Genomic DNA, 12,148 nt, shown 5'->3' on the forward strand with positions numbered 1-12,148 from the left:
CTTAATCTATCAGGAATAAAAAAATCGCTTTTTAAGAAAAAGGCCAGAGACGCCTCGTTTTTAAAACCGGCTATATCCGGCAAATAAGGCGCCGGATTCCCCGGCGCCTCTTTTAATTACCCCTGTTGCACCAGAATGCCCTGCTGTACCAGCAGATCCGCACTCTCCAGCCCGGTGGCGTGGTAGACATCAAACAGCAGGCCGCCGACTTCGCGCTGGCCACTGGTTTCCCAGGTGTTATCGCCCGCTAACGTCAGCTGGCTGCCGTCTTGCCCGCGGATAAACAGGTTCTCTTCCGGCGTATCCCGCACCGTTTCGGCCTCATGCAGCCCCAGCGTCAGGCTGTTGCTGCCGTTGCCGAGGTCGAAGATGTCGATGTTCTCAATCTTCAGCCCGAGCGCGGTGAGGTCGAGGTGCTGGTCGCTGCCCGCCAGCAGCAGCGTGTCGGTGCCGCTGCCGCCGTCGATGTGCAGGAAGTCCAGGGTGTTGAGCAGGATGGTGTCATCGCCGCTGCCGCCGAGGGCTTCGCCACCGCTTTCCGTCAAGGTCAGCGTCTGGCCGCCGATGGCGTAGGTGCCGTCTGCCGTGTCAGTTGAGGTGTCCGGTACCGCCAGCGCGCTGGTCAGGGTGCTGTCAACGCTCTCCGCCACCGTCTGGCTGGTGACCGTCAGGGCGGCGGTCTCTGTGGCGTCCGCGTCCGGCGCGGCTTCCAGCGTCACGACACTGGTCAACGAGGTGAGGTTGCCTGCGGTGTCGGTGAGGCTTACCGTCAGCGGGTAATCCCCGGCCGGTTGGTCAGCCAGCGTCCCGGCCGGGATGGCAACCGTCCAGTCACCGCCCGCCTGCACTGTGCCGTGGTACTCCACGCCGTTGAGCACTACCAGCACCAGCAGCCCGGCCGCCGCTATCCCGGCGCTGCCGGTCAGCGCAAAGCCCGCCTGCGCCTCCTGAAGGCTGATGAGGTTGTCACCGGTGACTGCGGTCAACGTCAGCTCCGGCGCACGGGTGTCCACCGTCAGCACCGCTTTGGCATACAACATCTGGCCGCAGGCGCTTTTCACGCAGGCGGTGAGCGTGGCGCTGCCCTCTTCCAGCGCCGCCACATCGGCGGCCGGGACCTTAGCCGACCAGCTGCCGTCTTTGCCGACTTTGGCGGTGTAGTGCTCACCGTTGAGCGTCAGCCGTACCGTGGCGCCATGCCGCACGCCGTCGGTGTGGCCGGTCAGGGTAATCGCGCCCTCTGCATCGGCAGCGTTAATCAGGTTGTCGCCGGTGACCGGGTCGATGCTCAGGCCGTCACGGTCGCTTTTAATGGTGAGGTTACGGCTGGCGGTGGCGCGGTTGCCGGAGGCATCGGTGACGCCGGCGCGCAGCGTCTCGCCACCGTCACCCAGCGCCGCCAGGTCTTCCGCCGGGACAATCAGCGACCAGCCGCCGCCCGGCTGCACCTGGGTGGTGTAGGTCACGCCGCCGATTTTCAGGCTCAACGTCTGCCCGCTCTCCACGTTCTCCGAGCTGCCGGTGATAATCTGGTCGCTCTGAAGCTCCGCGCCGTTGAGCACGTTATCGTGGGAGATGGTGTGGATGCGCAACACCGGCCGGTTGGCCGGGTCGGCGTCCAGCAGCAGCGACTCCGTGACGGTGGTGGTCTGGCCGTTGAAACCGGTCTGGCTGAGGGTCAGGGTATAGCGGCCATCTTCCAGCCCGGCGAGGGCACTGTTCGGCAGGGCCAGCTGCCAGCTGCCCTCTTCATCAACCCCGGCCTCATAAGTCACGCCGTTGAGCTGTACGCTGACCACCCCGCCCGCTTCCGAACTCTGGCCGCTGAGCACCACCCCCGCCGCCGCTTCGGCGGCGTTGATGATGTTATCCCCGGCGATCGGGTCGAGGGTGATCACCGGCACGTAAAGATCGACCACCAGCAGGTTCAGGCCGTTTATCTGATTGCCGCTGAGATCGGTGGAGGTCGCCGAGACCCAGTACTCGGTGTTGCCCAGCTGCGCCAGATCCTCCACCGGCACCGACACTTGCCAGCTGCCGTCAGAGGCCGTGACCGTGGTCTGGTAGAGGTGGCCGTTCAGGTCCACCGTCACTGCCGCGCCCACCCGGCCGTTGGTGATGGTGCCGCTGATAACCAATGGCACGGTGGCCTCATCGGCCGTCAGGATGCCGTTCCCCGCCAGGGTGTCGATGTTGAGCTCGCCCGGCGTGCGGTAGAGCAGGAAGGTATGGCTGCCCGCCGCCAGCAGGTTGCCGTCAGCATCGGTGACCGTGGCGCTGATGTCGGTGGTGGCGTCATTGGGCAGGGTTTGCAGATCCGCAGACGGGATCAGCACGCTCCAGCTGTGGTCCGCCTGCACCTCGGCCTGGTAGGTAAAGCTGCCCAGCGTCAGCGTGATGATACTGCCTGCCGCGAGGTTGCCCGCCTGGCCGCTGAGCAGCTGGTCACTCTCCAGCTCATCTTCATCCAGGTAGTTGTCATCCCCGCCGAAGGGGTTGAAGGTCAGCGGTTGCAGGTCGCCCAGATCCACCGTCAACGTCGAGGTCGCGGTAATCAGGTTGAATTCAATATCGTAAGCCGTGACCGTGACGGTCAGCGGGCCATCCGGGAAGCCGGCCAGCTGTTGCGGGGTAAAGGTCACTGACCAGTCAGAACTGTAATCAGAGAACCCCTGGGAGACGCCGTTAATCGTCACCTCAAGGGAGAGCGGCATATCCAGGAATTCGCCGCTGCCGCTGACCACCAGCCCGTTACCAATCTCATCCACAGTCAGCACGTTATCCCCGGCGATCGGGTCAATGGTGAGGGAGCCGATGCCTGCCAGCACCGTGAACTGGCTTTCATTGCTGAGGGTATTGCCTGCGCCGTCAGCCACCGTGCCGACCAGGTTTACCCAGCCGTTGCGTAATTGCTCCAAATCAGACGACGGCAGGGTCACCTGCCAATACCCATTCTCGCCGGTGGTGGTGGTGTAGGTGAATTGCTGGCCGTCGAATGTGGTCATCTGGATAGTCACCGCCAGCCCCGCGACATTACCGCCGTCGTCGCTGAAGACTTCCCCCTCCAGGATTTGATCCTGCGCCTGTTCCTCGGCGTTCAGCACATCATCCCCGGCAAAAACGTAGAACGCAAAACCGCCGCTGAACGGCAGCTGGTTGCTGGTGACGTCATGGTTAAGGGTGGTGACGGTGCCGTCCGGCGCGGTGAGTTCGGCCACCAGCGTATAGACACCGTTGGCCCGGCCGCTGAAGGCCCCGGCCGGCACGGTGACCTGCCAGGTGCCGCCCTCCTCCACCGTCGCGGTGTAGCGATAAGCCGGGTCGTCAAAGGCAGTGACCGTGACGGTGCCACCCTGGGTGCTTAACGGCGCGCGGCCGGTGATCACAATCTCGCCGTCCGCCTCATCGGCATAGATCACATCGTCGCCGGTGACCGGGTCAAGGGTCAGCGTTGACACATCGCTCAGGTTCACCTCCAGGGTGGCGGTGGTGGTCACCCGGTTCCCGCTGAGGTCATACCCGGAGGCGGTCACTGTCAGCGGGCCGTCCGGCAGGGTGGCGATAAACTCCCGGCTGAAGGTCACTGACCAGTCGGACTCATAATCGGCATAAATGCGGAGCGTCCCGTTTATCTCGACCTCGATCTGCGTATACCGCTCCCCCATATAGGTGCTGCTGCCGCTGATCGTCAGCCCATCGCTGATTTCATCCGCCGTCAGCACATTGTCCCCGGCGATCGGGTTAACGGTGATGGTGCCGCCGGTTGCCGGCAATACGGCGAAGTCTGCTTCGCGGGAGCTGGAGGCACCGTTGCCTGCGGCGTCTGTGGCGGTGGCCGTCATGTAACTCCAGCCCTCGCTCAGTTGTTGCAGGTCGGCGGCCGGAATGGTGACTGACCAGCGGCCGTTGCCGTCCGTGGTGCCGGTATAGGCAAAGGTCTGGCCGTCGTTGTCATGCATGTAGACGGTGATCCCCAACCCGCTGACATCGTTCTCCTCGCTCGCGAAGGTGCCGCTGAAGAGCTGATCCTGCGTGCGCTCTTCCGCCGTCAATGTGCTGTCGCCGGTAAAGTCATCAAAGTAGAAGTCACCGCTGAAGGGCCACACGTTAATGGTGATGTCGTGGGTGGTGGTGGTGACGGTGCCGTCCGGTGCGGTGAGTTCCGCCACCAGCGTATAGACGCCATTCGATGTGCCGCCGAAATTATATTCCGGCACGGTAACCTGCCAGGTGCCGTCTGCCGCGACGGTGCCGGTGTAGCGGTAAGCCGGGTCGTCAAATGCGGTGACGGTGACGGACCCGCCCACGGCGCTGACCGGCGCACGGCCTGTTATCACAATCTCACCGGAGGTTTCATCGACGTAGAGGATATCGTCACCGGTGACCGGGTCTACGCTGAAGGCCGGGGCGGGAGCAAGATCCACCGTCAGATCCTGTTGGGTGGTGACCGGTTCGAGGTCAATGTTGATGGTGCCGGCGGTCACGGTGTAGACACCGTCCGTCAGCCCCGCCAGATCGGCCGCCGGAACCTGCACGCTCCAGGTGTCATTACCCGGTGCGGTGGTGGTGTACTCCTTGCCGTTCAGCGTTACGGTAATCGTTACGCCCTCCGGCACCCGGTACGACACGCCGCTTACTGTCAGGGGCGTCGCGGTTTCGGCCGCTGTCAGGATATTATCGCCGGTGATCGGGTCAATGGTCAGGGTGGCGGGGCTGAAGACCAGCTCAAATGACCTGCCCACGGCGATGCTGTTCCCGGCCAGATCCGCGGCCTGCACATACACATAACCATTAGGGTTTTGCAGCGCCTGCAAGGCGGCGGCGGGCACGGTGATCGTCCAGTTGCCGTCGTTGTCCACGCTGCCGGTGTGGGTGACCCCTTCCAGCTCGGCGCTGATTGTCTGGCCCGCGCCGGTGATACCGGTGGTGCCGGTCAGTACCTGATCCTGCAAGGTTTCACCGGGGGTCAGCACGTCGTCACCGAACAGGGTATCGATCTGCACGTTGAGCTGCGCCTGGTTATCAATGTACAGCCCGACATCCAGCGTCACCGGCGCACTGCCCGGCGCGCTGAAGGTGATGGGGTACTGGCCGTCGGGGAAACTGTTCACCACCAGGTCACTGACGTAGGTGCTCCAACTGCCGTCCGCTTCGACTTCGGCGCGGAAGATGCGGTCATTGAAGGTGATGACGACCCACGACCCGGCCGGTACATCCACCGTTGTGCCGCTCAGCACCAGGTAGCTGGATTCACTGGCATTGATGTAGTTATCCCCCGCGACCGGGTCGACCACCAGCCGCGCGGTGGCGAAGTCCACGGTCAGGATCTCGCTGCCCTGGGTCTCCTGCCCGGCCAGGTTGGCGGCGCGGGCCGCGATCGTGGTCTGGCCGCTGTAGAGCGCCAGCAGGTCAGCAGACGGCACGGAAAGGGAGAAACTGCCGTCCGCCGCGACGGTGGTGCTGTAGGTTATTTCGTTCAGTGTGACCGTGACGGCCTGCCCCGCCTCCACGCCGGTGGTGGTGCCGCTCAGCGTCTGGGCGCTTTGCGCCTCGGCATCACTCAGCACATTGTCGGTGGCAAACGGGTCAACGGTCAGGGACGGCAGGCTGCTGTTGACCGTCAGGGTGGCGCTGTCCCCGGCTTCCCGGCCGAGCGCATTGGTGACGGTGGCGACCAGCTGCGCGCCGTCCGGCAGCGCGGCCACGTCTGCGGCGGGCACGCTGGTGCGCCAGTAGCCGTCTGCATCCACGGTGGCGGTGTAGGTGTTGCCGTTCAGCGTCAGGGTGACCGTCTGCCCGGCTTCTACCCGGCTGGTGCTGCCGCTCAGGATCTGGGTCGCCTGATCTTCCGGGCCGCTGATGACGTTATCCCCGGCAAAGGCGTTCAGGGTCACGGAGGGCCAGTCGCTGAGCACCTGGAACGGCACGCTGACGGTGGCTTCCTCCCCGGCCGCATTGGCGCTTTCCGCGGTGATCTCGGTGGAGCCGTAGCGCAACAGGTCGTACATCGACGCGGCGTTAAGCGTCAGCTGCCAGCTGCCGTCGGCCTGCACCTCCGTCCAGAAGGAAACTATGCTGTTGAAGGCGACCGTCAGCGACTGCCCGGCCTCAATGCCGGTGGTGGTGCCGCTCAACACCTGCTCGACCTGCCCTTCGGCGTAGTTGATGATGTTGTCACCGGCAAAGGTATTGATGGTAATCGTGGGTGTATCGGCCGCATCAACATCAGCCACGGCGTTAATGTCGGCGGCGCTCGCCTGGGTGCTGCGCGCGGCGCCGGCGGCCTCAACCGGCGCGTGGTACGCCTTAAACACCGGCGTCAGGCTGCTGCTGCCGGCATCATGGCTGAACACCGCCTGCGTGGCCGGGCCGCTGCCGTCATCAAATACCAGGGTACCGGCGCTGCCGGCCGCGAAGAAGTGACGGTATTGCAGGGTGGTGCCGTCTTGGGTCGCCAGCGACAGGTCGTCACCGCTGCGGGAATAACCGGTGGCCCAGTCGCGGGCGTTATTAATGGTAATCACGCTGGGCTCTGTCAGTGAAATAACCTGACTGGCATCAATAATCTGGGAAATAAGGTTGCCGGTCTGCCGGGAAAAAAGAGTTGCGGTCGTCATGGATTGCCTCTTATTCAATAAGCTGTAAATAATGTCCATGCCGTTTTCCCCATTATTCATGGGTAACGGGCATGGTGATCATAAAATCACTTCAACATCACATAGCTACGCTTTCTGAACTGGTGCGGCAACGCTAAATAAAAATGAAATAAAAGCGAAATGAATAAACTTTTTTTCTATTTTTAAAAAAACGACATCGCCTTAGCGGAAAGGGAAAGGCGTATTAAGCCACCCTTCCGCTTATTATTAATAAGCAGAATGACACATTAGAAAAATGGCGCGAAATTTGATTTAAGGCGCACAGTGTAGACACAAATTTTCACAACTTAAAAGGGGGTGCCGGCAGGTTGCCGGGCGCTATTTTTCACCGCCTGCCAAAAACCTCGTGCGCCCCGGTCTCTCCGGCGGGGGCCACGGGTTCACTTTCGGAAAAATGCCACGTTATACCCTGTTACTTTCTGCTAACATGACGCGCTTGCCCGCCCGCGAGGTCAATGTGAAACCCACTGAACAGTGCTGGCAGCGGCTGCAAACCTCACCGTTTCGCGCCCGCTTCCGGCTGAATACCCACGATGCCGCTTACCTGCACGCCAAAGGCCTGCCGCAGGTGCTGGCCCATGCCCGGGAATTCATTGCCCGGCGGCTGGCGGCGGCCCACCCGGCCAATGACGGCAAACAGACGCCGATGCGCGGCCACCCGGTGTTTGTTGCCCAGCACGCCACCGCCACCTGTTGCCGCGGCTGCCTGGAGAAATGGCACGGGATCCCGCGCGGCGTGCCGCTGTCCCCGGCGCAACAGGCGTATAGTGTGGAGATGATCGCGCTGTGGCTGCAACGCCGTGCGCCCACGGCACCGGCCCCCGCCCCTGCCCCGGCAGCGCCGCAACAACTGGAACTGCTGCCGCCCGGCGGCCGGGAACGTTAACTGGTTTTACCAGATACGCTAAAAACGGTATCCTTCACATAACAGGTCTGAAACAGGGAATTCGTATCGCCATGACCACTGACTACTGCGCCGGGCAACCTGCGCCGGGCATTGCGCAACAGATCGCCACCCGTGTGACGTTTTTTGTCGCCGGGTTCGGGATGTCCGCCTGGGCGCCGCTGGTGCCGTTTGTGAAAGCGCGGCTGGCGATTAACGACGCGTCACTCGGCCTGCTGCTGCTCTGCATCGGGGCCGGCTCCATGCTGGGGATGCCGCTGACCGGCGTATTGACCGGCCGCCTGGGGTGCCGCTGGGTAATTATGCTGGCGGCCGCGCTCATCTGCCTGGACCTGCCGCTGCTGGCGGTGATGGAGAGCCAGGCCGGGATGGCGCTGGCGCTGCTGTTGTTCGGGGCGGCGATCGGGATGCTCGATGTGTCGATGAATATCCATGCGGTGCTGGTGGAGAAAGCCAGCGGGCGGGCGATGATGTCCGGGTTCCACGGCTTTTTCAGCATCGGCAGCATTGCCGGTGCGCTGGGCGTGAGTGCGCTGCTGTGGCTGACGCGCTCGCCGCTGTGGGCTGCCCTGGCGGTGGTGGCGGTCACCGTGCTGCTGATGGCCCCGGCGCGCCGCCACCTCTGGCCGCAACATGAGCCACAGTCGGGGCCGCTGCTGGTGCTGCCGCGCGGCTGGGTGGTGTTCCTCGGTTTCCTCTGTTTTGTGATGTTCCTGCTGGAAGGCGCGATGCTGGACTGGGGCGCGCTGTTTTTGATCGGCTCACGCGGCGTGGCACCGGAACATGCCGGCATCGGCTATGCCGCTTTTTCGGTGGCGATGACCCTGGGGCGGCTGAACGGTGACCGCATTGTGCAGGCGCTCGGCCGCTTCCGTGTGCTGCTGTCCGGCAGCCTGTGCGCCGTGGCCGGGCTGCTGCTGGCGATCCTGGTGCCGGGCCTGGTGAGCGCGCTGGCCGGGTTTGTGCTGGTGGGCATCGGGGCGGCTAACCTGGTGCCGATTATGTTCAGCGCCGCCGGTAACCAGACGGCGATGCCCGCCAACCTGGCGATCGCCTCAGTCACGACGCTGGGCTACGCCGGTATTCTGGCCGGGCCGGCGCTGATTGGTTTTATTGCCCAATTGAGTAATTTGTCGGTGGCCTTTGCCTGCGTGGCCGCCCTGATGCTGGTAGTCACTGCCAGCGCCAGATTCGTGACGCGGTAATCAAGGATCCCTATTCACTTTTATGCAAAAGTATTTGTCATTGACGTCTACCAATATCACCCGGTTTTTTCTGGTGTTTATCCTGTTGCTCACCACCGGGATTGGGATATATGGGTATAACTACACCACGGCGTATCTGAACGATAAAAAGCACGTGCTGGAGAACATCGCCGGCCGGATGCAGCAGCGGATCGATATTTACCGCTATAACACCTACCAGATTTACGACAACTATACCGGCAGCCCGCAAGGGGAGAGCGCGACACCGGCGCAGGAGATCCGCCTGCGGCCGGACGTGTTCTATGTGCAGAAACCGCACCGCAAAACCGACGCGGTGATTTTCGGCAACCATGAGAGCGCCACCCTGGATTTGACCCTGCAGGTGTCGAACTACCTCGACATGCAGTGGGGCGGCAAGCCGCAGACCTACACCATGTACTACCTGAACGGGCAGGATAACAGCCTGATCATGGTCACCACCCAGCCGTTGCAGGAGCTGACGTCGCGCTTCAAGGAGAATTACCTCACCACCTCCGCCGACGCACGCCGCAATGAGATGCTGCAACAGGCCAATACGCTGGATGAGCGCGAGAGCTTCTCGACCCTGCGCAAATCCCGCTTCAGCAATGACATGTTCTTCTCGCTGCGCACCACCTTTAATAACCCCGGCCATCTGGCGACGGTGATCGCCTTTGACCTGCCGGTGAACGACCTGCTGCCGGCCAACCTGGCGCGCGCCAATTTCCAGTTGCGCGAACCCACGGCACCGGCCGGCGAAGGTGAGGCCGACAATAACGGCAGCAACACGCAGGTGACGCGCACCGGCTGGTGGCTTGATTTCTCCACGCCGCTCGCCAACGCGCCGTTAGAGGTGGTATACCGCGTTCCCCTGCCGGGCCTGGCGCTGGATATGCTGCACAATAACAGCTGGCTGCTGCTGATTAACCTGGCGCTGCTGGGGATGGCGATGAGCGGCATCTACTTTATCCGCCATCAGTTTATCCGCCCGAGTGAGAACATGGCGGCGCAACTGCGCGCCCAGCAGGCGCTGAACCAGGAGATTGTCTCCAGCCTGCCGACCGGGCTGCTGGTGTATAACTTCGGCAGCAACAGTGTGGTCGCCAGCAATAAGATTGCCGACCACCTGCTGCCGCACCTCAGCCTGCAAAAGATCGCCGCGATGGCGGAGCAGCACCACGGCACCATTCAGGCCACGGTGAACAATGAGGTGTATGAGATCCGCATGTTGCGCAGCAAGTTTGCGCCGGAAACCTACCTGTTCCTGCTGCATGACCAGGACAAAGAGGTGATGGTCAACAAGAAGCTGCAACAGGCGCGGCGCGAATATGAGAAGAACCTCCAGGCACGCAAACTGATGCTGCATAACCTGGGGATCGAGCTGAACCAGCCGCTCAACACCATCCATGCGCTCTCCACCGCCCTCCAGGAAGCCCCGGACAACGAGCGGCAGCCGCTGCTGGATGACCTGGCGTATGAGTCGCAGTCGGTGCTGACGCTGATTGACAACATCACCCTGCTGACCCGGCTGGAAACCCAGGACTGGCAGCCGTCCCGCCACCAGTTCTCCCTCTCCGGGATGGTGGATGAACTGCTGCTGGAGACGCTGCCGGCACTGAACCGCAAAGGGCTGTCGCTGTTCAACCACTTCCAGCTTGATGCGACGCAGAACTACATCGGCGACGTACAGGCGCTGAAGAAAGTGCTGTCGCTGCTGCTGGACTACGCGATCGTCACTACCGCGTTCGGCAAGATCTCGCTGATTGTGGAGAGTGAGCCGCAACAGCCTGAGCAACTGATTTTCCACATCACCGACACCGGCAGCGGCATCTCCAAAGAGGAGATCCGTAACCTGAACTACCCGTTCCTCAGCCAGACGCTGATCGACCGCTTCAACCACGGTTCCGGCCTCACCTTCTTCCTGTGCAACCAGTTGTGCAAGAAGCTGAACGGCCAGCTGGAGATCCGCAGCAAGGCGGATATCGGCACGCGTTATACCGTGCGCATCCTGCTGGGGATCGAACCGCGTGACGAGGAAGAGAGCGAAAAACTGTTGGATGACGTGACGGTATTGCTGGATGTGACCTCGGAAGAGGTGCGCTCAATCGTCACCCGGCTGCTGGCCGGATACGGTGCAAACTGTATTACCGCAGAGGATAGACAGATTAGTCGTGATTATGATGTCATGTTGACAGATAATCCCCATCACTGTGATCGCTACACTTTGTTGCTCTCCAGCGACGAGGCGGGCTTCCAACAGTTGCAGCGGGATTATATTCGCGTGAATTATAATATCAGCAGCGCTGTCATTGATGCCATTCTGGTGCTGATCGAGCAACAGATGGCGGCCACCGTTGACAGCCCGGCCCCAGAGAGCACCCTGGGCGACGACACCCAGGATTACCGGGCGCAGCTTGAGGCCAGCGATTACTACGCGCTGTTCACCGAGACCGTCCCGGAGGACCTGGAAAAACTGCATAGCGAAAGCCAGCAACATGATTTCACAGCACTTTCTCAGACTGCACATCGCCTGAAGGGGGTTTTTGCCATGTTGAATCTGACCCCCGGCAAAGTATTATGTGAAACGTTAGAACAGCATATTGTTGAAACCGATATGCTGAAAATCGAGAATAACATCAGTCAGATTGATCATTTTGTCAGCAGACTGCTACAGCAAGGTAGCCAAAACCATGAATAACCTGAACGTAATTATTGCCGATGACCACCCTATTGTTCTGTTTGGCATCAAAAAGTCACTGGAACAGATAGAGTGGGTGAATGTGGTTGGGGAGTTTGAGGACTCCACCGCGCTGATTAACAATCTGGCGAAACTGGACGCCAACGTACTGGTCACCGATCTCTCGATGCCGGGCGAGAAGTACGGCGACGGCATTACGCTAATCAAGTACATCAAACGCCACTACCCGCAACTGGCGATCATTGTACTGACCATGAACAACAACCCGGCGATCCTGAGCGCCGTGCTGGATCTGGACATCGAAGGCATTGTGCTGAAACAGGGTGCGCCGACCGATCTGCCGAAAGCGCTGGCCGCCCTGCAAAAAGGCAAGAAGTTCACGCCGGAGAGCGTCTCCAAGCTGCTGGAGAAGATCAGTGCCAACGGTTACGGCGACAAGCGCCTGTCACCGAAGGAGAGCGAAGTGCTGCGCCTGTTCGCCGAAGGCTTCCTGGTGACTGAGATCGCCAAAAAGCTGAACCGCAGCATCAAAACCATCAGCAGCCAGAAGAAGTCGGCGATGATGAAGCTGGGCGTGGACAACGACATCGCCCTGCTCAACTACCTCTCTTCCGTCAGCACCACCCCGGTGGATCGCGGCTGATAACCGCGTCAGAAAAACAAAAAG

The 12,148-nt window shown here is 61.4% G+C and carries 5 protein-coding genes; 4 read left to right on the plus strand and 1 reads right to left on the minus strand.

The features are described from left to right. Positions 1–116 precede the first annotated feature (116 nt). The gene (locus JK232_RS15125; RefSeq protein WP_212589360.1) at positions 117–6,617 is read right to left on the minus strand and encodes an Ig-like domain-containing protein; all 6,501 of its coding nucleotides are present in this window, start codon (positions 6,615–6,617) and stop codon (positions 117–119) included. Between the two features lie 466 nt (positions 6,618–7,083). On the opposite strand from JK232_RS15125, the gene JK232_RS15130 reads away from it, so the two are divergent. From JK232_RS15130 to rcsB, 4 genes are all read left to right on the plus strand, one after another. After that, complete coding sequence (locus JK232_RS15130; protein ID WP_101857558.1) at positions 7,084–7,542, plus strand: DUF4186 domain-containing protein; 459 nt, start codon at positions 7,084–7,086, stop codon at positions 7,540–7,542. Between the two features lie 71 nt (positions 7,543–7,613). Then, entirely contained in the window at positions 7,614–8,765 is a 1,152-nt protein-coding gene (locus tag JK232_RS15135; protein ID WP_101854257.1) for an MFS transporter, read from the plus strand. 22 nt (positions 8,766–8,787) lie between these two features. After that, entirely contained in the window at positions 8,788–11,481 is a 2,694-nt protein-coding gene (rcsD, locus tag JK232_RS15140) for a phosphotransferase RcsD (RefSeq protein ID WP_072930474.1), read from the plus strand. Further along, complete coding sequence (rcsB, locus tag JK232_RS15145) at positions 11,474–12,124, plus strand: response regulator transcription factor RcsB (protein ID WP_072930476.1); 651 nt, start codon at positions 11,474–11,476, stop codon at positions 12,122–12,124. Before rcsD ends, rcsB begins: the two co-directional genes overlap by 8 nt. Positions 12,125–12,148 lie beyond the last annotated feature (24 nt).

Origin of the sequence: Nissabacter archeti, assembly GCF_018257325.1 — a bacterium.
GTDB lineage: Bacteria > Pseudomonadota > Gammaproteobacteria > Enterobacterales > Enterobacteriaceae > Chimaeribacter > Chimaeribacter arupi.